Below are 26,234 nucleotides of genomic sequence, written 5' to 3'. Positions count from 1 at the left end.
CTCGGGGCACCGACTGTGGCGTGGGACGCGGAAGTGGCGGTCGTCGGCGCGGGAGCGGCGGGTCTGACGCTGGCGTACCGGCTCGCCACTCTGCTCTCCCCGCCCCGCGTGCTGCTGGTCGAGGCGCCGGACGGGCCGCTGCGTCCGCCGGAGCGGACGTGGTGCTGGTGGGAGGAGCCGGGCGGTGAGTTCGACGTGGCGCTGGCCGCCCGCTGGAGCCGGGTCAGGGTGCACGGAGCCGACGGCCGCCCGCTGGACCGCGCGATCGCACCCTTCGTCTACAAGATGCTGCGGTCGCGCGACTTCGAGCGCTGGGTGACCGCCCGGCTCGACGCGGCGCCCTCGGTGCGACGGGTCGAGGCCGTGGTGGACGAGGTGTCCGACGACGCGGGCGGCGCTGTGGTGCGGGGTGTCCGCGCCGACGGCCGCCCGGTTGCCTGGCGCACCCGATGGGCCTTCGACTCCCGCCCGGCGGCCGCCCTGCCACCGGCCCGTACGACGCTGCTCCAGCACTTCCGGGGCTGGTTCATCCGCTGCGACGCCCCGGTCCTGGACCCCGCGGTGGCCGAGCTGATGGACTTCCGCACCCCGCAGCCGGACCGGGGCCTGTCGTTCGGCTACATGCTGCCGCTGAGCGACCGTGAGGCGCTGGTGGAGTACACCGAGTTCTCGCCCGCCGTGCTGGACGACGCCGCGTACGAGGCGGCCCTGCACCACTACACCGGGGCCGTGCTGCGGCTGCCGCCCTTCCGGGTGCTCTCCGCCGAGCAGGGCGTCATCCCCATGACCGACGGCCGCTTCCCCCGCCACGCGGGCGCCGCCGTGTTCCGGATCGGCACCGCGGGCGGCGCCACCCGCCCGGCCACCGGCTACACCTTCGCCGCGGTGCGGCGGCAGTCCCGGGCGGTGGCGGCGGCGTTCGCCACGGGCCGCCGACCGGTGCCGCCCGCCCCGTACCCGGCCCGCGCGCTCGCCATGGACGCGGCGATGCTGCGCGCCCTGGCCACCGGCCGGGTGGCCGGCGCCGACGTCTTCACCGGTCTCTTCCGCCGTGTCCCCACCGACCGTCTGCTGCGCTTCCTCGACGGCCGCACGGGCCTGGCGGAGGACGTGATGGTCGGCGCGCGGACACCGGTGGCGCCCATGCTGCGGACCGTGGCCGAACTGCCCTGGCTCCGACGGCGCGCCGACCGCCCACTGGAGCCTGGGCCGTGACGCCCACGGCGGCGGCCCGTCGGGGGCGGGACCGGCGGGCCGAGGTGCTGCCGGTGGCGGCGGGCCGGGCCCGGGTCCCGGCCGGGTGTGCGCCGCGCGTCGCGGTGGTGGGCGGCGGGATCGCGGGGCTCGCGGCGGCGACCGCGCTGGCCGAGCGCGGGGCCGCGGTGGTGCTGTACGAGCGCCGCGTGGTGCTCGGCGGGCGGCTGGCCGGGTGGCCGACGACGCTCGCGGACGGGTCGGCGGCGACGATGTGCCGCGGTTTTCATGCCTTCTTCCGGCAGTACTACAACCTGCGCGGGCTGCTGCGGCGGATCGACCCGGCCTTGAGCATGCTCACTGGGCTGCCGGACTATCCGCTGTGGCACAGCTCGGGCCTGCGGGACGGTTTCGCGGGCGTCCCGCGCACCCCGCCGTGGTCCGCGCTCGGTTTCGTCGCGCGCAGTCCGTCGTTCGGCTGGCGTGAGGTGGCGGGCATGGACCCGGTGGCCGCGCTGCCGCTGTTCGACGTACGGCTGCCGCGCGTCCACGAGCGGCTTGACGCCCTGAGCGCGGCGGAGTTCCTGGACGCGGTGCGCTTCCCGGCGGCGGCCCGGCACCTGGCGTTCGAGGTGTTCTCCCGCAGCTTCTTCGTGGATCCGGGCGAGCTGTCCGCGGCCGAGCTGGCGGTGATGTTCCACATCTACTTCCTCGGGTCCAGCGAGGGGCTGCTGTTCGACGTGGTGCGCGAGCCGTTCCCGTACGCGCTGTGGGATCCGCTGCGGCGCTACCTGGAGGGCCATGGCGTACGGATGCGGCTGGGTGCCGCCGTGGAGGCGGTGCGGCCGCTGGAGGGCGGGCGGGTGGCGGTGGACGGGGAGGCATACGACGGGGTGGTGCTCGCCCTGGACACGGCGGGCCTGCGCGGGCTGGTCGCGAACTCCCCCGGGCTGGGCGACCCGGAGTGGCGGGACCGGATCGCGGCCCTGCGGACCGCGCCGCCGTTCCTGGTCTCCCGCCTGTGGCTCGGCGCCCCCACCGACCCCGGCCGCCCCGGTTTCCTCGGTACGAGCGGCTACGGCCCGCTCGACAACGTCAGCGTCGTGTCCCGCTGGGAGGGCGAAGCCGCCCGCTGGGCCGCCGCCACCGGCGGATCGGTGCTGGAGCTGCACGCGTACGCCGTCGACCCGGCCGCCGAACGGGCCGCCGTGGAGCGGCGGTTGCGGGAGGAACTGGCCCGGGTCTACCCCGAGACCCGGGACGCCGAGGTGGTCGACGTCCGCCACGAATGGCGCGCCGACTGCCCGGCCTTCCCGGTCGGCGGCTACCGCGACCGGCCCACGGTGCGCACGCCCGACCCGGCGGTGGTGCTGGCCGGGGACCTGGTCCGCACCGATCTGCCGGTCGCGCTGATGGAACGGGCGGCCACCAGCGGGTTCCTGGCCGCCAACGCGCTGCTCGCCCGCTGGGGCGTGAGCGGCCAGCGGCTGTGGACGGTCCCCCGCCACGGCCGCTTCGCCGTGCTGCGCGGTGTGCACCGGCTGGCCATGGCCCGTCAGCCCGGGAAACGCCCCGCCTCCCGCAGGGCCCAGCGGCGTTCGGCGTAGGCGAGGTCGTCACGCCACAGCCGGCCGGCGGCCGCGCGCATCAGCGGGCGCAGCAGGGGCGCGGCCGCGCGGGCGACGGCGAAGCCGGGGCGGTCGGACGTGGCGAGAACCGCCTCGATGACGGCGGTACGGGGGCGGCCGCGGTGGTCGGGGGCCAGCGGGGTGGCGTGGGTTTCGACGACGGAGCCGCGGCCCTCGCCCTCGGTGATGCGCATGACGACGGTGCGGGGTCCGGGCGCGGAGAAGGCGGCCCGGACGGGGACGACCACGCGGCCGGCCACCTTGAAGGACACCCGGACGGCGAGGGTGTCTTCGCCGTCCGGCTCCTCGACGGTGAGGTCGGCGAAGGAGTACGGGTGGAGCCACGCGCCGTGCCACGGGTCGAGGCGGTTGGCGACCACATCGGCCGGTTCGCAGGTGCCGGTGACGTCGTGGACGGCGGCGACCGTGGCCCCGGCCACCGGGCGGGGCGGCAGCACCGGGCGTTCCAGCGGCTCCTCGCCACCGGCCGCGTCGAGCCGTACCCAGGCGAGGAGGCCGTCGTCGTGGGCGGGCAGCGGGCACCAGCCCGCGGTGGCGCCCCCGTGCAGGGCGAGGCCGTGCCAGTGGCAGACGAGCCTGCCGCGGCTGACCGCCGCGTCCTTCAGCGGCGCCCCGAGGTGCGGGCAGGCGCCGGGGCCGGCGACGAGGCGTCCGGCGGTGTCCCGCCAGGCCACCACCTCGGTACCGGCGACGGTCCGGCCGAAGGGGCGGCCGGGGGTGACGGCGGCGGACGCGCCGAGCACGTACCAGTTGCCCGACGGGCGGTCCTGCGCCCGTTTCAGGGCCGCGGCGATGCGGGCGGGGCCGGCCTCCCGCCAGGTGGGCCGCTGCCGGTCCCAGCGGACACCGCGGCGGCGCAGGGACAGCGGAAGACGGCGGGTGGCGGAGGGCTTCACGCGGCCTCCTCGACGGTGACCGGCGGGGCGGTGCGTGCCGTACGGGCGGCCAGCAGCCGGGCGGCGCCGACCCGGACCAGCCCGTCGAGCGCGACCGCGGCCCGTACCCGCCGCCGCACCGCCGACCGCCGGTGCAGCACCGTGTAGCCGTCGCGCTCGACGGCGGTGACGATGCCTCCGTAGAGCACGTACGCGGTACGGATGCAGGGCCGGGCCACCGGGTCGAGCATCGGGATGCCGGGCAGCGCCCGCCGGTAGTAGCCGCGGGTCAGGGCGGCGAAATCGCGCAGTGCGGAAGTGATCCGCAGGTCCCGCCGCCCGGTGCGGCGGGACCACCGCAGCCGCTCCCGGTCCACTCCGTGCGCGGCCAGCAGGTCGGCGGGCAGGTAGATCCGGCCGCGGTCCAGGTCCTCCCCCACGTCCCGCAGGAAGTTGGTGAGCTGGAAGGCGACGCCGAGCGCCGCCGCGTGCGGCTCGGCGTCCTCGCGGGGCACGACGTGGCCGAGTACGGGCAGCATCTGAAGGCCGATCACCGCGGCCGAACCGTGCATGTAGCGGCGCAGGTGCGCGAAGGTGGGGTAGTCGGTGACGGTCAGGTCGGTGCGCATCGAGGCCATGAAGTCGGTGAAGTGGCGGTGGTCGATGCGGTAGGTGGCGGCGGTGTGCACCAGTGCGCGGACGACCGGCTCGTCGCCGCGGCCGGTGCGCAGGGCCCGGGACAGCTCGTCGGCGAGCCGGTCCAGGCGGGCTTCGCGCGGGGCGGTGCCGTCGGCACCCTCGAGGTCGTCCACGATGTCGTCGGCCCAGCGGGCGAAGCCGTAGAGCGCGTGCACGGCGGGGCGGCGGGCCGCGGGCAGGAGCCGGGTGGCCAGGAAGTACGTCCTGCCGTGGCGGGCGTTGAGCAGGCGGCACCGCAGATAGTCGGCGCGCAGCTCCGGGTCGTGGATGCCGGCGGCGTCGAGTTCGTGTCGGGTCATGGGAGTCCTTGCCGGTGGAGGGCCCGCGGTCGGGTGCGGGAGGGACCGGGGTGGGATGTGCCGGTGATGCGGGCGGCGGCCAGCTTTCCGGAGATCAGCACGGTCGGGACGCCCACCCCGGGGGTGGTGCCGCAGCCCGCCAGCACCACGTTCTCCGTTCCCCGGACGAGGTTGGCCGGGCGGAACGGCCCGGTCTGGCCGAAGGTGTGGGCGAGCGAGAACGGACTGCCCGCGGCGTGCCCCTGAGCGGCCCAGTCGGCCGGGGTGACCAGGCATTCCTGTTCGATGGCCGCCCCGAGCCCGGCCAGGCCGCGGCGCTCCAGTTCGGTGAGGACGTGGTCCCGATAGCGCGGGCCGAGGGTGCGCCACGCGGCGGCGTCGGGTCCGATGTCGGTGTTGGGGCAGGGCGCGAGGATGTAGTGGACGTGGCGGCCGGGCGGGGCGAGGGCGGGGTCGTGTGTGGTGGGCCGGGTGATGAGGAGCGAGGGATCGCTCATCAGCCGCCCGGAGGCGGTGAGTTCCTCGAACGTGGCGTGCCAGGCGGCCCCGAAGGAGAGGGTGTGGTGGGCCAGTTGGGGCCAGGTGCGGTCCGTGCCGGTGTGCAGGACGACGGCCGAGGGTGAGCGCCGGTGGCGCAGCGGGCGGCGCGGGGCGCGGCCGAGCAGCCGGTACGCCTCCGTCAGCTCGCAGCTGAGGACGACGGCGTCGCACGCCACGCGGCCGTGGGTGGTGATGACGGCGGTGACCCGCCCGGCCCGCCGCTCCAGCCGGGTGACCCGCCGGCCGTAGCGCAGGTCGGCACCGGCGTCGGCGGCCGCGGCGGCCAGCGCGCGGGGCACGGCGTGCATGCCGCCACGGGGGAAGTACACGCCCGCGACGGTGTCCATGTAGGCGATGACGGCGTACGCGGCCAGCGCGCGGGCCGGTGGCACGCCCGCGTAGAGGGCCTGGAACGAGAACACCCGGCGCAGCCGCTCGTCCCGGAGGAAGCGGCCGATGCCGGGGTCGAGCCGTCCGAAGCCGCCGAGCGCGGCCAGCCGGGCGAGGTCGGGGTGGAGCAGCTGGAGCGGCGAGTCGAAGTTGGCGTCGATGAAGCGGGCCATCTGGACGCGGTGGAGTGCTTCCAGCCAGGCCCGCAGCCGCCGGTATCCGGCCGCTTCGCGCGGCCCGGCGAAGGCGCGTACGGACTCCTCCATGGCGTCCGCGCCCGTGTGGACGTCGAGGCTGCTGCCGTCGGCGAACGTGGCCCGGTAGGCAGGATGCAGCGCGACCAGGTCGAGCCGGTCGGACACCTCCTCCCCCACGGCGGCCAGTGGCTCGGCCAGCAGGTCCGGCATGGTGAGCACGGTGGGGCCGGTGTCGAAGCGGTACCCGCCCCGCTCCAGGCGCCCGGCCCGGCCGCCGGGTCGGGTGGCGCGTTCCACGAGGGTCACCCGGCGCCCGGCGCCGAGCAGGTGCAGGGCGGCGGCGAGCCCGGACAGGCCCGCGCCGACGACCACGACATGGCCCGTGGGCCCGGGGACGGTCCTCATGGGCTCAGGCCCTGTCCGGCGGTGTGGGTGTCCTCTCGTCGCCGGTGCATGGTTTCAGTCTTCTGACGTCCGGGCCGCGCACCCGCGCGAGGGGCCGTACGGCCGAACGAATTCGACCGTGCGTGAGTCGCGACACCACCATGCTTTTGGTTATCATTTTCATCTAGCTGCTACGGTGGCACCCACCTGCCCGCACACGACCGGAGAGGACCCATGTCCGCCCACTGCCAACTCACCGGCCGGCAGCCCGGCTTCGGCAACCACGTCTCCCACTCCCACCGACGCACCAGGCGCCGGTTCGACCCCAACATCCAGCGCAAGCGCTACTGGCTGCCCAGCGAGGGACGCCACGTCCGGCTCACCCTCAGCGCCAGGGCCGTCAAGACCGTCGACAGCATCGGCGTCGAAGCCGCCGTGGCCCGCATCCGCGCCCGGGGAGGGAAGGTCTGATGGCGAAGAAGAGCAAGATCGTCAAGAATGAGCGGCGGCGCGCGATCGTCGTCCGTCATGCCAGGCGCCGCGCCCAGTTGAAGGCGCTCATCGCCGCTCCCCACACCCCGGAGGAGGAACGCCTCGCCGCCGAGCGGGAGCTGCGGCGCCAGCCGCGTGACGCCAGCGCCACTCGCGTACGCAACCGCGATTCCATCGACGGCCGCCCCCGCGGCCACCTGCGCGCCTTCGGCCTGTCCCGCATCCGGCTGCGCGAGATGGCACACGCGGGCGAGCTTCCCGGGGTGACCAAGAGCAGCTGGTGAGCCCCGCGGCGTACGAGGGTCACACGCGTACGCCACCACCCCCGGCCGGGGCCGGGGGTGGTGGCGTACGCGGGGCGGGTCAGCCGGTGCCGGCCGCGGCCTCGGGCTGGACCCGTGGCGCGGGGCCGGGGCCCCCTGCCGTACGGGTGACGGCGGAGACGCCCACCATCACCACGGTGTTGAGGACCAGGGCGATGACCCCCACGTTCAGGTCCTTGATCGCCTGCGGCAGCACCGGGAACAGACTGCCGACCGTGACACCGGAGAGGGTGACGACGGCGACCGCGGCCACTCCGACGACGATGCCCGCGGCGGCCCCCTGCTTGGTGACGAACCGCTTGGCGGCCAGGCTCGAGAGCAGGGCGGGGAAGAGCTGGGTCACCAGGGCGTAGCCCATGAGCAGCAGGGACACGATCGAGTCGCCGCCGTTGAAGGTGAAGTACAGGGAGATCACCGCGAGGACGGGGACCAGCCACTGCGCCACGCGGGCCACCTGGCCGTCGCTGGTCTGCGGGCGGGCGATGCGGTAGACGTTCTTCGCCAGACAGGTCGCGGAGGTCATCAGCAGCAGCGACCCGGGGACCAGCGCGGTGAGCAGCCCCGCCCCGCCGACGATGCCCACGAACCACGACGGGAACGTGGCGGTGGTGATTTTCAGCAGCGAGAGGTCCGCGTCGGCGCCCTTGAGGCCCGGTACGACGAGGAGGGCGGCGAAGCCGGCGAAGAACACGAAGAGCAGGATGAGCTGGTAGAGCGGCATGAAGATGGCGTTGCGGCGGAAGACACGCTCGTTCTGGGCGCTGTAGGAGGCGCTGAAGCTGTGCGGCCACATGTAGAAGCCCAGCGCCGAGAGCAGCACGGTGGAGGAGAACCACGACACGCTCATGCCGCTGGAGGGCAGGGTGATGAAGCCCGGATGGGCCTTGTCGACCGCCTGGAACATGTCTTCGAAGCCGCCGAAGTAGTGGATCGGCAGGTAGATGCCGAGGATCAGGACGACCGCGAGGATGGCGACGTCCTTCATGACGGCGGTCCACGCCGAGCCGTGGATGCCCGAGACGGTGACGTAGACGGTCAGGGCGACGGTGCCGATCACGATGGCCCAGTGGGAGGGGATGCGACCGTCGGAGGAGACGGACACGATGATCCCGAGCCCCTTCAACTGAAGGACGAGGTACGGCACCATCGCGATGACGCCTACCAGGGCCACGAGCGCGCCGAGCAGCGGGCTGTCGAACTTGGCGACGAAGAAGTCCGACTGCGAGATGAGCCGGTGCTGCTTGGCGTACCGCCAGACGGCCGGGAGCAGCCAGTAGGACAGCACATAGGCGAGTGAGGCGTAACAGAGGATGTAGTACGCCGGGGCGCCCTTGCCGTAGGCCCACCCGGAGGCGCCGAGGAAGGTGAAGGTCGTGTAGATCTCGCCGGCCAGCAGCAGGAAGACGAAGATCGTGCCGAAGCCTCGGCCGCCGACCGACCACTGTTCGAGGTCCATGTCCCGGCCGCGTCGGGCGCGCAGCCCCAGCAGCAGCGAGGCGGCGAGGAAGACGAAGATGATGCCGAGCGCGATCATGAGCCGCTCTCCTCACGGTTGGCGGGGTCGAGCCGGTAGATGACGGCCATCGTCACCGAGATCAGGACGACCCATAGGACCAGCCAGAAGAGGATGAACGGCATACCGAGTACGTAGGGCGTCACCCGGTTCACGAAGAAGATCCCCCCGAGGATCCCGAGAAACGGGATCGCGCCGAGCAGATGGATGGGTTTCACGTCAAGAACCTCCTGGGTCGGGCCGCACTCCACAGACGGGGCGGGACTCCTCTGGGGATGACACGAGCGTGGGACGGTCCCGCCGGGGTGATGCCACGGCTCGGCCCATGAAGGAGGGGATGGTCACCTCTCCCCAAACCAGGCCATTCCACTTCGCGGAAAACTTTTTTCAGCTGGGAGATGTATAGGTCGGCCGCGAAGCCCATGTCAACGCTTTCCCGTGCGCCGGCTTGATCAGACATTTTGTTGAAGCGGACTCATCGGCATCAACCGCCGCCAGGGGGTTGACGCCGACGCGACCCAAGAGTTGTTATTCCACTAAGCAAAAAGCATTATCCGCATTGTGGAAGTAGCAGCCCATGCCCACAACGAGTCCCGGATTCGCCCTCACCCTGCGCGCGGAAGCCCCCGCCGATGCCACCTCCCCCCGGCGGCCGGCCACGGCGGTGGGCGACGCCGGTGGCGTGCTCACCGCGCTCGATGTCGTCGCGACCGGCCCCGACCACATCGTGGTCGACCTCACCTGCGAGGTCAGCCCCCGGGTCGAGCTGCGCCACCGTGACGACCTCTCCCGCGCCTGCACACCAGGTGTGGCGCGCGTCTGCCGGGCCATCGCCGCCGACCCGGACGAGGCCCGGCGCCTCACCGTGAAGCGCAACACGGTCGCGGTCGTGACCGACGGGTCGGCCGTGCTCGGTCTGGGCAATCCGGGACCCGCGGCGGCCCTTCCCGTCATGGAGGGCAAGGCCGCCCTGTTCGAGCGGTTCGCCGACGTGGACGCGTGGCCGGTGTGCCTGGACACCCAGGACACCGACGAGATCGTCCTCGCCGCGCTCACCAACGCCCTGCGCGTGGTCGGCAAGAAACTCGCCGACACCACGATCGTGGTGAGCGGGGTGGGCGCCGCGGGGACCGCCATCATCCGGCTGCTGACCGCCGAGGGCGCCGGCGACATCGTGGCCTGCGACCGGGTCGGTGTCATCCACCCCGACCGGGACGGTCTCACCGCGTCCCGCCGCCGGCTCGCGGAGGAGACCAACGCCGAAACCGCTCCGGCGGCCAACGAGCTGCACGCCGGGCACATCGCCCCCAGCGTCTTCGACCCGGATGTCGCGCCCGCGGTGGCCGCGGCGCGGTTCGCGGGCGAGCCGCGCCGCGGCCTGCCCCGTCCCCTTTAACTCCACGCACCAGTCCTGCAAAAAGACACCACTTCCCGGGATGTGAGATATGAGCGCCCACCGTCTCCCCTACACGGTGAACCTGTCGATCCTGTTCACCGAGCTGCCACTGCTGGAGCGCCCGGCCGCGGCGAAGGCCGCCGGGTTCGACGCGGTCGAGTTCTGGTGGCCCCACGCCGTGGCGGTGCCGGAGGACCGGTACGTCGACGCCTTCGTCCGGGCGGTGCGGGACGCCGGGGTCCAGCTGACCGGGCTGAACTTCTTCGCCGGGGACATGCCGGGCGGCGACCGCGGCCTGGTGTCCTGGCCCGGCCGCAGCGCGGAGTTCCGCGCCAACATCGACGTGACCGTGGCGATCGGCGAACAGCTGGGCTGCCGCGCGTTCAACGCCCTGTACGGCAACCGCGTCGAGGGAGCCGACCCGGCGGAGCAGGACTCCCTGGCCGCCGAGAACCTGGCGCTGGCGGCCGAGGCGGCGCAGCGCGTCGGCGGCACGGTCCTGGTGGAGCCGGTCAGCGGCGCCCCCGCGTACCCGCTGCTCACCGCCGCGGACGCGCTCGGCGTCATCGACCGGGTGGAGCGCGCGTCCGGTGCCCGCAATGTGCGTTTCCTCGCCGACTTCTACCACCTGGCCGTGAACGGCGACGACGTGGCCGATGTGATCGCCGCCCACGCCGGGCGCATCGGCCACGTACAGATCGCGGACGCGCCCGGCAGGGGCGCGCCGGGCACCGGCGAGCTGGACCTCGACGGGCTGCTCACCCGCATCGAGACGACGGGGTACGACGGCTGGGTGGGCCTGGAGTACAAGGCCCAGGGCCCGAGCGCCGACAGCTTCGACTGGCTCCCGCGCGAGCGGCGCGGCAGCACCGCCCGCGCCTGACCGAGCCCGTAACGCAACCACCACACGGAGGACACCATGACCGCCACCCCACGGAAGATCGCCTTCATCGGTCTCGGCATCATGGGCGGCCCGATGGCCGCCAACCTGGTCAAGGCCGGGCACACCGTCACCGGTTACAACCGCAGCCGTGCGGCCGTCGACACGCTCGTCGCCGCCGGTGGCCATGGCGCGGACAGCATCGCGGAGGCGGTGCGCGACGCCGAGGTCGTCATCACCATGGTCCCGGCCGACCCGCAGGTGAAGGAGGTCGTCCTCGGCGAGGGCGGCGTCCTGGAGCACGCCGCGCCGAACACCCTGCTGATCGACATGAGCAGCATCACCCCGCAGACGTCCCTGGAGGTCGAGGCCGCCGCCCAGGACAAGGGCATCCGCACGCTGGACGCCCCTGTCTCCGGCGGCGAGGCGGGTGCGATCGAGGGCGTCCTGTCCATCATGGTCGGCGGCGAGACGGACGACTTCGCCGACGCGGGGCCGGTGTTCGAGGCGCTGGGCACCACCATCGTGCACGTCGGCCCGCACGGCGCCGGCCAGACGGTGAAGGCCGCCAACCAGCTGATGGTGGCCGTCCACCTCGAGGCCCTGGCCGAGGCCGTGGTGTTCCTGGAGAACGCCGGGGTGGACCTCGAAGCGGCGCTGGAGGTCCTGGGCGGCGGCCTGGCCGGTTCGACCGTGCTGGCCCGCAAGCGGGACGCGGTGCTGAACCGTTCGTTCCAGCCCGGTTTCCGCATCGACCTGCACCACAAGGACATGGGCATCGTCACCGACGCCGCGCGGGCGGTCGGCGCACCGCTGCCCATCGGCTCCGTCGTCGCCCAGTTGGTCGCCTCCGCCCGCGCCTGCGGCGACGGCGACCTGGACCACTCCGCACTGCTGCGCGGCGTCGAGCGCCTGGCCGGCCGCGACATCCACTGAACCCCCGGAACCACAGGAGAACCCCATGGCGCGTATGACAGCGGCTCAGGCGGCGGTGGAGATCCTGAAGCGTGAGGGCACCACTCACGTCTTCGGTCTCCCCGGCGCGGCGATCAACCCCTTCTACGCCGCGATGCGCAGCAACGGCGGCCTCACCCACGTCCTCGCCCGGCATGTCCAGGGCGCCTCGCACATGGCCGAGGGCTACACCCGGGCCACGGCGGGGAACATCGGAGTCTGTGTGGGCACCAGCGGCCCCGCGGGCACCGACATGATCACCGGTCTGTACTCGGCGAGCGCCGACTCGGTCCCGATCCTGTGCATCACCGGCCAGGCGGCCGTGTCCAAGCTGCACAAGGAGGACTTCCAGGCGGTCGACATCGCCTCGATCGCGGCACCGCTGACCAAGATGGCCATGACCGTACTGGAGCCCGCCCAGGTGCCGGGCGCGTTCCAGCAGGCGTTCCACCTGATGCGGTCCGGCCGCCCCGGGCCGGTCCTGATCGACCTGCCCATCGACGTCCAGATGGCCGAGATCGAGTTCGACCCGGACACCTATGAGCCGCTGCCGGTCCACAAGCCCGCCGCGACCCGGGCGCAGATCGACAAGGCGATCGGCCTGCTGCAGGCCGCCGAGCGGCCGCTGCTGGTCGCCGGCGGCGGCATCATCAACGCCGACGCGGCCGATCTGCTGGTGGAGTTCGCCGAGCTGACCGGGGTGCCGGTCGTGCCCACCCTGATGGGCTGGGGCACCATCCCGGACGACCACCCGCTGATGGCGGGCATGGTCGGCCTGCAGACCGCCCACCGCTACGCCAACGCCACCCTGCTGGAGTCGGACTTCGTCCTCGGCATCGGCAACCGCTGGGCCAACCGCCACACCGGTGGCGTCGACACGTACACCCAGGGCCGTACGTTCGTCCATGTCGACATCGAACCCACCCAGATCGGGCGGGTGTTCGCGCCCGACTACGGGATCGTCTCCGATGCCAGGGCCGCCCTGGAGCTGTTCGTCGAGGCCGCCAGGGAACTCCAGGCGGCCGGCCGCCTGGAGGACCGTTCCGACTGGGCCGACAGCTGCCGCCGGCGCAAGGGCTCGATGCTGCGCAGGACCCACTTCGACCAGGTGCCGGTGAAGCCGCAGCGGGTCTACGAGGAGATGAACAGGGCGTTCGGGCCGGAGACCCGCTACGTCTCCACGATCGGCCTCTCCCAGATCCAGGCCGCCCAGATGCTGCACGTCTACCGGCCCCGGCACTGGATCAACGCCGGTCAGGCCGGGCCGCTGGGCTGGACCGTGCCTGCCGCGCTGGGCGTGGCGACCGCCGACCCGGACGCCCCCGTCGTCGCCCTCTCCGGCGACTACGACTTCCAGTTCATGATCGAGGAACTGGCCGTCGGGGCCCAGTTCCAGATCCCCTACCTCCATGTCGTCGTCAACAACGCCTATCTGGGGCTGATCCGCCAGGCGCAGCGCGGTTTCGACATGGACTACTGCGTCCAGCTCTCCTTCGGCAACGTCAACGCGCCCGAGGTCGGCGGCTACGGCGTCGACCACGTCAAGGTCGCCGAAGGGCTCGGCTGCAAGGCCATCCGCGTCTTCGAACCCGACCGCATCGCGCCCGCCCTGGAAGAGGCCAGGAAGCTGATGGCCGAATTCCGGGTCCCGGTCGTCGTCGAGATCATCCTGGAGCGCGTCACCAACGTGGCCATGGGCACCGAACTCGACAACACCAACGAGTTCGAGGAACTCGCCACCAGCCCCGAACACGCCCCCACGGCGGTCCGCACCGCCCTCGGATGACACCCCGGGCGGCACCGCAGCTCCTCCCGGCGGCGTGATCCACGCGGTCGAAGCCGCGCCGCCGGGAGGCTTGACGCAACGGCTCCCCACCGCCGCGGCCAACAGCCTCAACACCCTGATGCGGTCCATCGGCACCTCGATCTCCACCGCGGTGGCGGGCGTGGTCCTGGCCGAGATGACCATCACGCTCGGCTCCGTCACCCCCGCGGACACCTGAGCCGCGCCACCCATCCGATCGCCGTGCATGGGACCTCACATGCCGGGTACACGGATGCCCGACCAGCCGAATGTCCGGCAGTCTCATCACCCGAGGAGAGCCCCCATGCTGATGGCCCACCCCGCCGTGTTGCGCAATCTCATCGAGCAGTACGAGACCCTGCACGCCCTGCACGCCGACGTGGGCAGCCCGGAGGTACGGCAGCGCATGGACGACATCGCCTACACCCTGTGCGTCGCCACCGGGACCCGGGACGTGGACACCGCCCTGGTCGCCGCCCGCCATCAACTCCCCGGTGCCCGCGTCCAGGACGACTCCCTGCTGAGCACATGACGCCGGGCACATGAGGTGTGAGGTGGTGCGCCGGGGCGCGGTACGGGGCGTCCCGGCGTCGCGTGGGATCCGCCGCTAGCGGCCCACGTCGTCCTCGGGGAGGACACGGGCCATGGTGCGTTCCGCCAGGGCCGTGATCGTCACGAAGGGATTGACGCCGATGGAGCCCGGGATGAGGGATCCATCCGTCACATAGAGCCGCTGGTAACCGGCCACCCGGCCGTACGCGTCCGTGGCGCGGCCCAGTACGCAGCCGCCCAGCGGGTGGTAGCAGAAGTCGCCGGCGAAGGCGCGGGTGTCGCCGAAGAGGTCGTAGCGGTAGATGGTGACGTTGGCCGCGTTGACCCGGTCGAAGAGGGACTTCGCGGCGGCGATGGCCGGGGCGCTCTGGGCGGCGGTCCAGTTCAGTACGGCGGAGTCCTTGGCGGCGTCGTACGTGAAGGTGCCGCGCTCGGGGTTCTTGGTGATCGCCAGGTAGAGGCTGGCCCAGGTCTCGGTCCCGGCCGGCAGCGGGGCGATCTCCGCGAAGACCGGGGTGGCCGCGTTGGACCAGTCGTCGATGGCCGTCACCGGGATCGTGGACTGATGGGCCCCGGTGGGGTTCCAGACGTGGTTGGCGCGGCCCAGCATCACGTTGCCGTTGCCGCCCCAGCCACGGCCGACCTCCGCGTTCAGACCGGGCAGCGTGCCGGTCTCGCGGGCGCGCAGCAGGAGTTCGGTCGTACCCAGGCTGCCCGCGCCGAGGAAGAGGGCGCCACAGGCGATCTCGTCCGTCGCGGTGACCGCGCCGGTGGTGTCGATGCGGTCGACGGTGACGACGTAACCGCCGTCGGCGGCCCGCCGCACCGCCCGGGCGCGGCTGAGCGTGTGGATGGTGACGTTCCCGGTGCCGAGGGCGGCGGCGAGATAGGTCTTGTCGAGGCTGCGTTTGCCGTGGTTGTTGCCGTAGATGACCTCCTGGGCGAGCGCGGATCTGGTGGCGGTCCCGGCGGCCTCGCGCCGCATGTAGTCGAAGTCGTAGACGCTGGGCACGAAGACGGTCTTGAGCCCGGCCGCGTTCGCCTGGGCGCGGGCGACCCGGGCGTACTGGTACCACTCCGTGGCCTCGAACCAGTCGGAGGGGATGGTGGCGGTGCCGAGCATGCGGTTGGCGCGCGGGAAGTACGTGCCGTACATCGCGTCCGCGTCGACGCCCGGCAGCACCTCCTCGAAGTACGCGCGGGGCGGGGTGACCGCGATACCGCCGTTGACCAGCGATCCGCCGCCGACCCCGCGCCCGACGTACACGGACATGTTCGGGTGCCGTACGCGGTCCAGCACACCGGGGTAGGGGGTGATGTCCTTGTTGATGACGTCCAGCCACAGGAACGTGGACAGGGGCGCCTCGGTCCTGCGCTTGAACCACATGGAGCGCTGGTCGGGGGCGGTCATCGAGCAGAACACCGATCCGGTGCCGCCCGGCGCCTCCCACAGCCTGCCCATCTCGATGACGAGGGTGCGGATGCCCGCCTCGCCCAGCCGGAGCGCGGCGACCGCCGCGCCGTAGCCGGATCCGATGACGAGGGCGGGGGCGTAGGTGGCGCTCTGGGCGGCGGCTGCCGGGTTGAGGCCGATTCTGGTGAGTCCGAGGGCGGCGGCCGTCTGGAGGGCCGCCAGCCCCAGAAAGTGACGACGCGTCAGTTTTACTTCCATGGCCGCATCATGGGCGGAATGAGCCACTCCGCCCATCCTGCGTGCACATGGTCTTTTACCGCTGCGCCAGATCCTTTTCGGACCCCTTGCGCCGTACTTCGCGCACCAGGGCGACACCGAGCACGATGGCCGCGGCGAGCAGCGACAACACCATCTGCTCACGGCCGGTCGGATCGGTGAACATGTAGCCGACCACGAAGACGATCATCCCGATGGTGACCCAGGTCAGATACGGGTACGCCCACATCTTCACCGTCAGCCGCTCCGGGGACTCGCGCTCCAGGGTGCGGCGCATCCGCAGCTGGGAGAAGCAGATCACCAGCCAGACGAGGAGCGCCACCGCACCCGAGGAGTTCAGCAGGAACTGGAACACGGTGTCGGGGTAGGCGTAGTTGAAGAAGACCGCGATGAATCCGAAGACGACCGAGGCGAGGATCGCCGTGGCCGGCACACCGCGTTCGGTGGTGCGGCTGAAGGACTTCGGCGCGTCCCCGCGCCCGCCGAGCGAGAACGCCATGCGGGAGGCGGTGTAAAGGCCGGAGTTGAGACAGGAGAGCACGGCGGTCAGCACGATCACGTCCATCAGCTGACCGGCGTGCGCGATGCCGATGTGGTCCAGCACGGCCACGTACGGGCTCGCCTTCACCTCGGGGGAATTCCACGGCAGCAGGGTCACCACGATGGCGATCGACCCGAGGTAGAAGACCGCGATCCGCCAGATCACACTGTTGGTGGCGCGGGCGACCGCCTTGCGCGGATTGGCGGACTCCGCCGCCGCGAGCGTGACGATCTCACTGCCCATGAACGAGAACACGACCATCAGCACACCGGTGAGCACGGCACCGGGCCCATTCGGCAGGAAACCGCCGTGCCCGGTGAGATTCGCGGTGCCGACCGCGCCGCCGGAGGAGCCCGGCAGCAGCCCGAACACCGCCAGCCCGCCGACCACGATGAACACCGCGATCGCGACCACCTTGATGCCCGCGAACCAGAACTCGAACTCCCCGTAGGAGCCCACGGAGAACAGGTTCGTCGCGGTCAGCACCACCATCACGATGAGCGCCCACGCCCACTGCGGTACCGCGGGCACCCAACCGGTGAGGATGGCGGCCCCGGCGGTGGCCTCCACCGCCAGCACCACGACCCAGAAGAACCAGTACAGCCAGCCGATCGTGAACCCCGCCCAGCGGCCGAGCGCCCGGTCCGCGTACGACGAGAACGAACCGGAGACCGGGTCGGCGGCGGCCATCTCGCCGAGCATCCGCATCACCAGCACGACCAGGGTGCCCACCAGGGCGTACGAGAGCAGAATGGCGGGCCCCGCCGCGGCGATCCCCGCACCGGAGCCGACGAACAGCCCGGCCCCGATCACTCCGCCGATGGCGATCATCGACAGATGGCGGTTCTTCAGCCCGGCCTGGAGGCCGCTGCCGGATCCGGTGCCACCGGGCGGGGACCCGCCCGGTGGCGACTCGGCGCCACCGGGGGCGCGGGCGTCCGTGGTGATCGGCTTCTGGGCGCTCATGATCGTTCCTCGTCTTTCATGACGGCGGGAACCGGCACGCACGAACGCGACGCATGTGGGCGCGCGCGAGGGGCGTCACCGGCGGTGATCCGTGTCCCCGATCGGTGACACGAAAAGGGGCCCCGAGCAGGACCGAAGCCCGGTGAAGGCGGGTGTGGGGCGGGTTGCGGTTCAGTGGAATCTAGGTGTCACACCACACCCCGGCCATCGACAGACGTCACGCATCACCCCCCTCGCTTTCATACAGATGTAACAAAGCGAGTCCGTCTCCCCCGAGGAACGGCACCCATCGAGAGTGGCGCGCGCCCGACCGTCTTATACATCGAAGGATGTACGGGCCCTTCATCATCGATCACGAGGCCCGGGGTGGCGCGGGACATGAGAAGAGCGGGGACATCGTCCACGGCCTGACGCAGCGCCGGAGGATCCCCGTATGCCCCGGCTTCACCCCGGTGACAGGACCTGTCCGGGCTCGTATCAAGGGGGCATGAACACGTCGAGTGATTCCCCGGGGGCCGGACGGCGTCCCGGGGTGCTGAGACAACGGGACTTCCGGCTGCTCTGGCTGGGCGAGACCACCAGCGGGCTGGGCGCCAGCATCACCACCGTGGCGCTGCCCCTGGTGGCGGTGGTGGAGCTGCGGGCCGGCACCTTCGCCGTCGGGCTGCTCGCCGCCGCGGTGTGGCTGCCGTGGCTGGTGATCGGGCTGCCGGCGGGGGCCTGGGTGGACCGGGTCCGGCGGCGGCCGCTGCTGATCGCCTGCGATCTCGTGTCGGCGGCGCTGTATGTGAGTGTCCCGGTGGCGGCCTGGTGCGATGTGCTGACGCTGGCCCAGCTGCTCGTGGTGGCGGTGATGTGCGGGGTGTCGGCGGTGTTCTTCGACACCGCGTACCACGCGTACATTCCCGCGGTGCTGGACGAGCGCGATCTGCTGGAGGGGAACGCCAAGCTCCAGGGCAGCGAGGCCGGTACGCGCGTGGTCGGCCGCGGAACGGCCGGGCTGATCGCCCAGGCGTTCGGCGCGGTCGCCGGGCTGCTGATCGACGCCATGACCTTCGTGGTCTCGGCGGTGTGCCTGCTGATGATCCGGGCCCGGGAACCGGCTCCGGCGGCCCCCGACGCGACGGCCACGCTGCGTCGGCGGATCGGCGAGGGACTGCGCTTCGTCCGCCACGACCCCTATCTGCGGCCGATGGTGACGTACGGGGCCGTGCTCAACATGGCGCTGATGGGATATCAGGCGGTGCAGATCGTGTTCCTAGTCCGCACGGTGGGCGTGTCCGAAGCGACGGTCGGCGCCCTGATCATGGCCGGCAGTCTCGGCGGTGTCCTCGGCGCCCTGCTGGCCACGGCCGCCGGCCGCCGCTTCGGGTCCGCCCGCGGAATGCTCGTCCTGCAGGCGGTCACCAGCCCGTTCGCGCTCCTGATGCCCCTGGCCAAGCCCGGCGCCGGGCTGCTGCTCTTCGCGGGCGGGGCGTTCATGGTCGGGACGGGCGTCGCGGTGTGCAACGTGGTGCTGGGCAGCTTCCGGCAGCGGTACTGCCCGCCCGAGCTGCTGGGCCGGGTGGTCGCGACGACGATGATGCTCAACCACAGCACCATTCCCCTCGGTTCGCTGCTCGGCGGACTCCTCGGCGACGCCCTCGGGCTGCGCCCCGCCATGTGGATCATGACCGGGCTGGTGGCGTCCTGCTGGCTGATCCTGGCGCTGGGTCCGATGCGGCGGCGCCGCGACCTGCCGGACGCGTACCAGGCGAGGCCGGTGCGCAGCGGCGGGCTGAGCGTTGTGGACAGATAGTGTCGCTTGGCACATTATTTTTATCGGTTCGCGAGCAACAGCCGTCGCTCCACCTCAATGTGACAGGCCGTGGGCACGCACGGCGGGCAGCGGTCCGTCGTACCGTTCGACCTCGACCCGGGCAAGCTGGCCGGTGCAGCCCTGGGCGAGCCGGGAGGTGCCGGTGTCGCGGGTCACCGCGTTGGGGTTGCCGTGGACGCAGGTGGCCACCTCGGGGGCGGAGGGGTCGAACCAGGCGCCGGTGGAGAGTTGGACAACGCCGGGCCGCACCGCGTCGCTGAGCACGGCCCCGGCCAGGCAGCTGCCCACGGTGCTGCGGATGCGCACCACGTCGCCGTCGCGTACGCCGCGCGCCGCGGCGTCGTCGGGGTGCATCCGGACCGGTTCGCGGCCGCGGACCTTGGAGGAGGCGCTGAGTTCCCCCTGGTCGAGCTGGCTGTGCAGGCGAGTGGGCGGGTTGTTGGCGATCAGGTGCAGGGGGTACGCACCCGGCTCGGCCGGCTCCGGTGGCAGCCACGACGGGTGGCCGGGGCAGTCGTCGTAGCCGTAGGAGGCGATGGTGGCCGAGTACAGCTCGATGCGGCCGCTCGGCGTGGGCAGCGCGGCGGCGTCGGGGTCGGCGCGGAACCCGGCGTACAGGGTGCGCTGTTCACGCAGGGCCCGCAGCGGGATGCGGCCCGCGCGCCAGAAGGACTTGAAGTCCTCCTCGGGCGCGTACTCCGGCGGCAGGCCCTGGCGCCAGCTCTCGTAGAGGTGTTCCAGCCAGCCGTTCGCGTCGCGGCCCTGGGTGAAGGCGTGGCCGATGCCGAGTTCGCCGGCCAGGTCGCTGAGGATCCGGTAGTCGTCGCGGGCCTCGCCGACCGGGTCGGCGACGCGGTGCATGGCGATGAGCGCGGTGTCCTGTTTGGCGCCGCCGATGTCGTCGCGCTCCAGGGTGGTGGTGGCGGGCAGCACGATGTCGGCGTGGCGGGCGGTGGCCGTCCAGTGCGGCTCGTGGACCACGACCGTGTCCGGGCGGGCGAAGGCCCGGCGCAGCCGGCCGAGGTCCTGGTGGTGGTGGAAGGGGTTGCCGCCGGCCCAGTGGACGAGCCGGATGTCGGGGTAGGTGTGGCGCCCGCCGTCGTAGTCGAACTCCTCGCCCGGGTGCAGCAGCAGATCGGCGATCCGGGCGACGGGGATGAAGTCGGGGACCGGGTTGGTGCCCTGGTCCAGGGTGGGCAGCTTGTACGGGAGCGTCCCGGCGCCGGTGCCGCCGGTGGCGCCGTATCCGTGGCCGAACCCGCCGCCCGGCAGCCCGATCTGGCCGAGCAGGCAGGCCAGCGCGATGCCCGCCCACAGCGGCTGCTCGCCGCGGTGGGCGCGCTGGAGCGACCAGCTGAGCGAGATCATGGTGCGGTGTTCGGTCAGCTCCCGGGCGAGCGTGGCGATCCGGGCGGCCGGGATGCCGCAGATCTCCTCGGCCCAGTGCGGGGTCTTGGCGGCGGAGCCGTCCCGGCCGAGGACGTGGCCGGCGAAGGTGTCGAAGCCCTCGCAGTGGCGGCGGCAGAAGTCCGCGTCGTACCGGCCCTCCTCGATCAGCACGTGGCACAGCGCCAGCATCAGCGCGGTGTCGGTGCCCGGGACGGGGGCCAGCCACTCGGCGTCCAGCTCGTCGGCGAGGTCGTCGCGCAGGGGGCTCACCAGGATGAAGTGGGCGCCCCGTTCGCGGGCCGCGCGCAGCAGTCCCGGGGCCCGGTGGCGGCTGATTCCCCCCGCGTTGACCTGTGTGTTCTTGGCAGGCATCCCGCCGAAGCAGAGGAAGAGGCCGGTGTTCTCGGCCAGCACGGACAGCGGGGTGGGGTTGCTGATCGGGGCGTCGTCGCCCACCACGTGGCGCAGCAGCGTGGTGGCGGCGCCGAGGCTGTAGGTGTTGACGGAGCGGGTGTAGCCGCCGAGGCAGTTGAGGAACCGGTGGATCTGGCTCTGCGCGTGGTGGAAGCGGCCCGCGCTGCCCCAGCCGTACGACCCGCCGAAGATCGCCCGGTTTCCGTGGGCGGTGCGGACCCGGTCGAATTCGCGGGCCAGCAGCGGGATCACCTCGTCCCAGGGGACGGGCACATGGCCGTCGGTGCCGCGGGCCGGGTCGGGTCCTGGGCCGTGTTCCAGCCAGCCGCGGCGGACGTGGGGGGTGAGTACCCGGTCGCGGGGGCCGAGCGCGGCGGGCACGTTGCGCAGCAGCGCGGCGGGGTGGGGGTCGCGGGGATCGGGGGTGACGTCGAGACTGCCGTCGGGGCGGACGGCGGCGTCGAAGGCTCCCCAGTGCGAGCTGTGGGGGTGGGCGTGGGGGTTGGCGTCCGGGTACGGTCCCGTTCCGTCGCCGTCGTGGGCCGTGTCGTCGGCTCCGTTGCTCGCTGCCCTGCTCATGCGGTGGTCTCGCCTTTCGTCGGTCTCTCCTTCCTTCAGTTCCTCTCTTTGCCCCGCTCACTCCCCATCGGCAGGTCCGAGGCCCTACGCTGGCCGCCCGGCATCAGCCGGTCGGCCCATCGGAAGGGGTCCGTGCGGGATGCCTCCGCGCGGAAGGGATCAGGGAGGAGGGGTAGCACATCGACTGCCGAGCGTTATCGTCGATCCCGTTCCGCGTATGCCGATATTCGGCCACCGATGGCATACTTGAACGCGCGACCAAATGGGTTCACTCCCCGCCAGGGCCGCGGCGGTGGAGGCCGTCACCTGCCCATGGCGGAAGTCCGAGGGCAAGGGTGAGATGACCACATGACGCGACCGGACACGCCGCCGCACGAGCAGCCAGTCCGGTCGGACGACCTCATCGACGAGGCGTCCACAGCCAGGGCCACTGTCGACGAGCACGGCATCGTCACCCAGTGGAACGAGGGGGCCGAAGGGCTGCTCGGATACCGGCCCGAGGAGATCGTGGGGAGAGCGGCGGCCGTTCTGCTCGCCGACCAGACGGATCCGCGGTCGATGGCCGAAACCTTGCGCGCCCTGAATCCGCCCGACCGGTTCCGCGGACGGGTGGCGCTGCTGCACCGCGACGGCTCCCGGGTGACGGCCGGACTGCTGGCGCACCGCGTCACCGCGCCCGGCGACACCGCCGCATGGCTGGTCGTCTCCCCGCTGCCCCGGCCGGAACGGCCGCTGGCGGACGAGGAGTTGCTGAGGCGCTGCTTCACCCAGGGACCGTGCACGATGGCGGTGTACGACACCGGGCTGCGGCTGCGGTGGGCCAACCAGGACATGGAGCGGGTGCTGGGCCTCGCCCAGGAGGAGATCCGCGGGCTGCGGATCACGGAGATCACCCCCGGGCCCGAGGCGGAGGAGACCGAGGAGCGGATGCTCCGGGTGCTGGAGACCGGCGAGGAGCAGTACATCGAGCTGTTCCTGCGGATGCCCGGGTACGAGCGTCCGGTCGCCTGGTCGACCTCGCTGGCCCCGCTGCTGGACAGCGACGGCCGGGTGGCGGCCGTGATGCTGTCCGCGCACGACCGGACCCCGCAGCACACCACCCGTCAGCGGTTGGTGTTGCTCAACGAGGCGAGCACCCGGATCGGCTCCACCCTCGACGTCGACCGGACCACGCAGGAGCTGGCCGACGTGGCGGTCCCGGAGCTGGCCGACTTCGTCACCGTCGATCTGCTGCCCTCGGTGCACGGCGGCAGCGAACCGCGCCCGGGTCCCCTCAGCGGCCATGTCATGCTGCTGCGGGTCGCCGCCCGGTCGGTCTTCGCGGGCACCCCGGAGGCCGTGGTGGAGGTCGGGAAGGTGGCCGCGTACCCCGACTTCTCCCCCGCCGCCGAGTGCCTGAAGCTGGAGCGGGGGCTGCTGAACCGGGTGACGGACCCGGCGGTGGCCCGGTGGGCGGCCGAGGCCCCTGACCGGGCCGCGTCGATCCACCAGTTCGGCTTCCACTCCACGATGGCCATCCCGTTGCGCGCCCGCGGCACCACCCTCGGCGTGGCGACGTTCTCCCGGCACCAGCGCCCGGAGCCGTTCGAGGAGGACGATCTCCTGCTCGCCGAGGAGATGACGGCGCGGGCGGCGGTCTGCATCGACAACGCCCGCCGCTACACCCGGGAGCGGAACACCGCGCTGGCCCTGCAGCGCAGCCTGCTGCCGCGGACCCTGCCGCGCAGCGCGGCCGTCGAGGTCGCCTCCCGCTATCTGCCCGCGGGCCCGCAGGCCGGGGTGGGCGGCGACTGGTTCGATGTGATCCCGCTGTCCGGGGCGCGGGTCGCGCTGGTGGTGGGCGATGTGGTCGGCCACGGGGTGCAGGCGTCGGCGACCATGGGGCGGCTGCGCACGGCGGTCCGTACCCTCGCCGATGTCGATCTGGCCCCCGATGAGCTGCTGACCCACCTCGACGACATGGTCAACCATCTGTCGGCGGAGGCGGAGAGCGCCCAGGGCCCGACGAGTACGGGGGCCACCAGCGGGGACATCGGCGCCACCTGCCTGTACGCGGTCTACGACCCGGTGTCCCGGCGCTGTTCGATCGCCCGGGCGGGGCATCCGCCGCCCGCGGTGGTGTCCCCCGACTGCTCGGTCGAGCTGCTCGACCTGCCCGGCGGCCCGCCCCTGGGCCTTGGCAGCCTGCCGTTCGAGACGGTCGAGGTGGAGCTGGCGGAGGGCAGTCTGCTCGCCCTCTACACGGACGGGCTGATCGAGTCCCGCGACCAGGACGTCGACCGGGCGCTGGACACGCTGCGCTCCGCGCTGGCCCAGCCGGCGGAGTCGCTGGACGCCGTCTGTGACGTCGTGCTCAGCAAGATGCTGCCCAGCCGCCCGGAGGACGACGTGGCGCTGCTGCTCGCCCGCACCCGGGCCCTGGACGCCGATCACGTGGCCACCTGGGATCTGCCGGCCGACCCCTGCATGGTGGCGCGGGCCCGCCGGGACGTCTCGGCGCAGCTGGAGGCGTGGGGTCTGGACGAGGCCGTGTTCACCACCGAGCTGGTGGTGAGCGAGCTGATCACCAACGCCATCCGGCACGCCAAGGCGCCCATCCAGCTGCGGCTGATCCACGACCGCACCCTGATCTGCGAGGTGTCCGACGGCAGCGGCACCGCCCCGCATCTGCGCCGGGCCCGCACCTTCGACGAGGGCGGCCGGGGGCTTCTGCTGGTGGCTCAGCTGACCCAGAGCTGGGGCACCCGGCAGACCAGCAGCGGCAAGACGATCTGGGCGGAGCAGTCCCTGTCCCCCGGCGACGGCTGACCCCGCCCGCACGCCTCGGGTCCGTGCCCTGCCTCCGGCTTCACTACAATCGGCGGCAAGAGGCCCTGTTCGATACGGGCTTGAGGCTGCACCATGGCATTCGGCGTCAGGCGGACGCCGCTGCCGGTCGGCGCGGCGCCCGCGGCGGAACGAAAGGCCGCAATCCATGCGAACTGAAGCCGCGCGCCCGGGCGACTCCCTGGCCGCGCTGAGCCCCGCCGAGTCGGCCCGGCTGATGGCGGTCATGCGGGACGCCGCGCTGAGCGGCGGCAGGCTCCCGCTGCCCGCGCGCCCGGTGATCGGCCAGTCCTGGGACCGGATGCTGCGGCTGGGCCTGGACCCGGACCGCGGCCATGACCGGGGGCTGCTGAGCCTGGACGAACTGGAGCGGCGCCGGCAGGCGACCCGGCTGGCAGACGTGCTGCCCACCCTGCACAGCGGGCTGCTGGAGGCGGCGGAGGCGGCCGGTCACATCATGATCATCGCGGATGCCGACGGCCGGGTGCTCTGGATCGACGGCCACCGCGGCGTCCGCCGGCACGCGGAGGGCATCGCCCTCACCGAGGGTGCGCACTGGGCCGAGGAGACGGCCGGGACCAGCGGGATCGGCACCGCGCTCGCGGTCCGGGCGCCCGTGCGGGTGCATTCCGCCGAGCACTTCGTCCGCGCCTTCCACACCTGGAGCTGCGCCGCCGCGCCGGTACGGGACCCCCGGGACGGACAGCTGCTCGGCGTCATCGACATCAGCGGCCCGGCCCCCACCGCACATCCCACCGTGCTCTCCCTGGTGACGGCCACCGCCCGGTGGGCCGAGGGCGAACTGCGGCTGACCCACAGCCGCGAACTGGACGCGCTGCGCGCCCTCGCCGCGCCCGTCCTGGCCCGCATCCCGGGCAAGGCCGCGGTGGTGGACCGGCACGGCTGGGTCGCCGCCGTCACCGGCATCAGCCCGCAGGACGTCCGGCTGCCGCTGCCGAAGGCGGCGCGGGAGGCGCCGTACGGGCCGGTCTGGCTGCCCTCGCTCGGCACCTGCGCGGTGGAACCGCTGCCCGGCGGCCATCTGCTGCGGGTGCTCGACGGCGAGGACGGCGACCCGGCGGCGCCCGCCGGGCCGGGTCACCTGGTGCTGGACGTACGCCACCCGCACCACTGGTCGCTGACCTTCTCGGGCCCCTCCGGCACCTGGACGCACGGGCTCACCGCCCGCCACGCCGAACTGCTGCTGGTGCTCGCCGCGCACCCCGAGGGGCGCACCGCGGCGCAGCTCGCCCACGACCTGTTCGGCGATCCGACGCGGACGGTCACGGTGCGGGCGGCGTTGTCCCGGCTGCGCGGACGGCTCGGGGCGGTGCTCGCGCACCGCCCCTACCGGTTCGCGGACCGGATCCGCGTCGAGGTGCGGAGGCCGGACCGCCGGCAGGATCTCCTGCCGTTCAGCGTGGCCCCGGCGGTCGCCCGCCTGCGGACGGAGTCCGTCTTCTAGCGCGTGCCCGCGACCTCCTCCGGGCTGAGCACCTCGGCGAGGCGTTCGGCGGGCAGCAGCCCCTTCTCCAGCACGAGTTCGGCGACGCCGCGCCCGGTTGCCAGGGCCTCCTTGGCGATGCTGGTGGCCGCGCTGTAGCCGATGTACGGGTTGAGGGCGGTGACCAGGCCGATGGAGTTCTCGACGGTGGCGCGCAGGTTCTCGGTGTTGGCGGTGATGCCCGCGACGCACCGGTCGGCCAGCACCAGGCAGGCGGCGCGCAGGTGGGTGACGCTCTCCGAGAGGGAGTGCAGGATGATGGGCTCGAAGGCGTTCAGCTGGAGCTGCCCGGCCTCGGCGGCCATGGTGATGGCCACGTCGTTGCCGATCACCTCGAACGCCACCTGGTTGACGACCTCGGGGAT

At 72.7% G+C, this 26,234-nt stretch carries 21 protein-coding genes and 1 pseudogene; 13 read left to right on the top strand and 9 right to left on the bottom strand.

Annotation, left to right across the window (positions count from 1 at the left end):
* The first annotated feature begins 15 nt into the window (after positions 1–15).
* Both ACH4SI_RS41390 and ACH4SI_RS41385 read left to right on the top strand, forming a co-directional pair.
* On the top strand, positions 16–1,215 hold the full coding sequence (locus ACH4SI_RS41390; protein ID WP_398306017.1) for a lycopene cyclase family protein: 1,200 nt from the start codon (positions 16–18) through the stop codon (positions 1,213–1,215).
* Positions 1,212–2,801, top strand: a complete 1,590-nt coding sequence (locus ACH4SI_RS41385) for an FAD-dependent oxidoreductase (RefSeq protein ID WP_398306014.1) — start codon at positions 1,212–1,214, stop codon at positions 2,799–2,801. Before ACH4SI_RS41390 ends, ACH4SI_RS41385 begins: the two co-directional genes overlap by 4 nt.
* Here ACH4SI_RS41385 and ACH4SI_RS41380 read toward each other — a convergent pair.
* From ACH4SI_RS41380 to crtI, 3 genes are read right to left on the bottom strand one after another with little or no spacing between them, the layout of a single operon-like run.
* Positions 2,750–3,739: a DUF5914 domain-containing protein gene (locus ACH4SI_RS41380; RefSeq protein WP_398306012.1), complete on the bottom strand. Its 990-nt coding sequence runs from the start codon at positions 3,737–3,739 to the stop codon at positions 2,750–2,752. The two genes, ACH4SI_RS41385 and ACH4SI_RS41380, sit on opposite strands and share 52 nt — an antisense overlap.
* On the bottom strand, positions 3,736–4,716 hold the full coding sequence (locus ACH4SI_RS41375) for a phytoene/squalene synthase family protein (RefSeq protein WP_398306009.1): 981 nt from the start codon (positions 4,714–4,716) through the stop codon (positions 3,736–3,738). The genes ACH4SI_RS41380 and ACH4SI_RS41375 overlap by 4 nt, the downstream gene beginning before the upstream one ends.
* Positions 4,713–6,248, bottom strand: coding sequence for a phytoene desaturase family protein (gene crtI, locus ACH4SI_RS41370; RefSeq protein ID WP_398306006.1), 1,536 nt, complete (start codon positions 6,246–6,248; stop codon positions 4,713–4,715). Before crtI ends, ACH4SI_RS41375 begins: the two co-directional genes overlap by 4 nt.
* 213 nt (positions 6,249–6,461) lie before the next feature.
* Between crtI and rpmB the strand changes: the two genes are divergently transcribed.
* Together rpmB and rpsN are read left to right on the top strand one after the other, a co-directional pair.
* Entirely contained in the window at positions 6,462–6,698 is a 237-nt protein-coding gene (gene rpmB, locus ACH4SI_RS41365; protein WP_398306003.1) for a 50S ribosomal protein L28, read from the top strand.
* On the top strand, positions 6,698–7,003 hold the full coding sequence (gene rpsN, locus ACH4SI_RS41360; protein WP_398306000.1) for a 30S ribosomal protein S14: 306 nt from the start codon (positions 6,698–6,700) through the stop codon (positions 7,001–7,003). Before rpmB ends, rpsN begins: the two co-directional genes overlap by 1 nt.
* A gap of 79 nt (positions 7,004–7,082) precedes the next feature.
* Here the strand turns inward: rpsN and ACH4SI_RS41355 are convergent, their stop codons facing one another.
* Both ACH4SI_RS41355 and ACH4SI_RS41350 read right to left on the bottom strand, forming a co-directional pair.
* Entirely contained in the window at positions 7,083–8,576 is a 1,494-nt protein-coding gene (locus tag ACH4SI_RS41355; RefSeq protein WP_398305997.1) for a sodium:solute symporter, read from the bottom strand.
* On the bottom strand, positions 8,573–8,773 hold the full coding sequence (locus ACH4SI_RS41350) for a DUF3311 domain-containing protein (RefSeq protein WP_398305994.1): 201 nt from the start codon (positions 8,771–8,773) through the stop codon (positions 8,573–8,575). Before ACH4SI_RS41350 ends, ACH4SI_RS41355 begins: the two co-directional genes overlap by 4 nt.
* 359 nt (positions 8,774–9,132) lie before the next feature.
* On the opposite strand from ACH4SI_RS41350, the gene ACH4SI_RS41345 reads away from it, so the two are divergent.
* The 6 genes from ACH4SI_RS41345 (at position 9,133) to ACH4SI_RS41320 (ending at position 14,121) form a co-directional block, all read left to right on the top strand.
* The gene (locus ACH4SI_RS41345; protein WP_398305991.1) at positions 9,133–9,951 is read left to right on the top strand and encodes a malic enzyme-like NAD(P)-binding protein; all 819 of its coding nucleotides are present in this window, start codon (positions 9,133–9,135) and stop codon (positions 9,949–9,951) included.
* A gap of 49 nt (positions 9,952–10,000) precedes the next feature.
* The gene (locus tag ACH4SI_RS41340) at positions 10,001–10,834 is read left to right on the top strand and encodes a hydroxypyruvate isomerase family protein (protein ID WP_398305988.1); all 834 of its coding nucleotides are present in this window, start codon (positions 10,001–10,003) and stop codon (positions 10,832–10,834) included.
* Positions 10,835–10,870: 36 nt separating this feature from the next.
* Entirely contained in the window at positions 10,871–11,767 is an 897-nt protein-coding gene (locus tag ACH4SI_RS41335; protein WP_398305985.1) for a 2-hydroxy-3-oxopropionate reductase, read from the top strand.
* A 25-nt stretch (positions 11,768–11,792) separates the two neighbouring features.
* On the top strand, positions 11,793–13,571 hold the full coding sequence (gene gcl / locus ACH4SI_RS41330) for a glyoxylate carboligase (RefSeq protein ID WP_398305982.1): 1,779 nt from the start codon (positions 11,793–11,795) through the stop codon (positions 13,569–13,571).
* A 70-nt stretch (positions 13,572–13,641) separates the two neighbouring features.
* Positions 13,642–13,788 (top strand): hypothetical protein, encoded by a 147-nt coding sequence (locus tag ACH4SI_RS41325; RefSeq protein ID WP_398306106.1) that lies wholly within the window; start codon positions 13,642–13,644, stop codon positions 13,786–13,788.
* Between the two features lie 105 nt (positions 13,789–13,893).
* Positions 13,894–14,121 (top strand): DUF5133 domain-containing protein, encoded by a 228-nt coding sequence (locus ACH4SI_RS41320; protein WP_398305979.1) that lies wholly within the window; start codon positions 13,894–13,896, stop codon positions 14,119–14,121.
* Positions 14,122–14,196: 75 nt separating this feature from the next.
* Here the strand turns inward: ACH4SI_RS41320 and ACH4SI_RS41315 are convergent, their stop codons facing one another.
* Entirely contained in the window at positions 14,197–15,813 is a 1,617-nt protein-coding gene (locus ACH4SI_RS41315; RefSeq protein WP_398305976.1) for a GMC oxidoreductase, read from the bottom strand.
* 55 nt (positions 15,814–15,868) lie between these two features.
* Positions 15,869–17,338, bottom strand: a complete 1,470-nt coding sequence (locus ACH4SI_RS41310) for an amino acid permease (RefSeq protein ID WP_398305973.1) — start codon at positions 17,336–17,338, stop codon at positions 15,869–15,871.
* 487 nt (positions 17,339–17,825) lie between these two features.
* Between ACH4SI_RS41310 and ACH4SI_RS41305 the strand changes: the two genes are divergently transcribed.
* Complete coding sequence (locus ACH4SI_RS41305; protein ID WP_398305970.1) at positions 17,826–19,136, top strand: MFS transporter; 1,311 nt, start codon at positions 17,826–17,828, stop codon at positions 19,134–19,136.
* A gap of 54 nt (positions 19,137–19,190) precedes the next feature.
* On the opposite strand, the gene ACH4SI_RS41300 is transcribed toward ACH4SI_RS41305, so the two are convergent.
* Positions 19,191–21,539 carry a molybdopterin-dependent oxidoreductase gene (locus ACH4SI_RS41300; RefSeq protein WP_398305967.1) on the bottom strand — a complete coding sequence of 783 codons (2,349 nt, stop codon included), beginning with the start codon at positions 21,537–21,539 and terminating at the stop codon, positions 19,191–19,193.
* A 348-nt stretch (positions 21,540–21,887) separates the two neighbouring features.
* Here ACH4SI_RS41300 and ACH4SI_RS41295 point away from each other — a divergent pair, with 348 nt between their 5' ends.
* Both ACH4SI_RS41295 and ACH4SI_RS41290 read left to right on the top strand, forming a co-directional pair.
* Positions 21,888–24,347 carry a SpoIIE family protein phosphatase gene (locus ACH4SI_RS41295; RefSeq protein ID WP_398305964.1) on the top strand — a complete coding sequence of 820 codons (2,460 nt, stop codon included), beginning with the start codon at positions 21,888–21,890 and terminating at the stop codon, positions 24,345–24,347.
* Between the two features lie 166 nt (positions 24,348–24,513).
* Positions 24,514–25,830 (top strand): GAF domain-containing protein, encoded by a 1,317-nt coding sequence (locus ACH4SI_RS41290; RefSeq protein WP_398305961.1) that lies wholly within the window; start codon positions 24,514–24,516, stop codon positions 25,828–25,830.
* Here ACH4SI_RS41290 and aspA read toward each other — a convergent pair.
* Positions 25,827–26,234 (bottom strand): annotated as a pseudogene (gene aspA, locus ACH4SI_RS41285) (aspartate ammonia-lyase); the annotation flags it as partial. The gene ACH4SI_RS41290 and the pseudogene aspA sit on opposite strands and share 4 nt — an antisense overlap.

This window comes from Streptomyces sp. NPDC021212 (assembly GCF_044332925.1).
In the GTDB taxonomy this organism is placed as follows: Bacteria; Actinomycetota; Actinomycetes; order Streptomycetales; family Streptomycetaceae; genus Streptomyces.
This window is presented reverse-complemented; position numbering and strand designations above follow the sequence as displayed.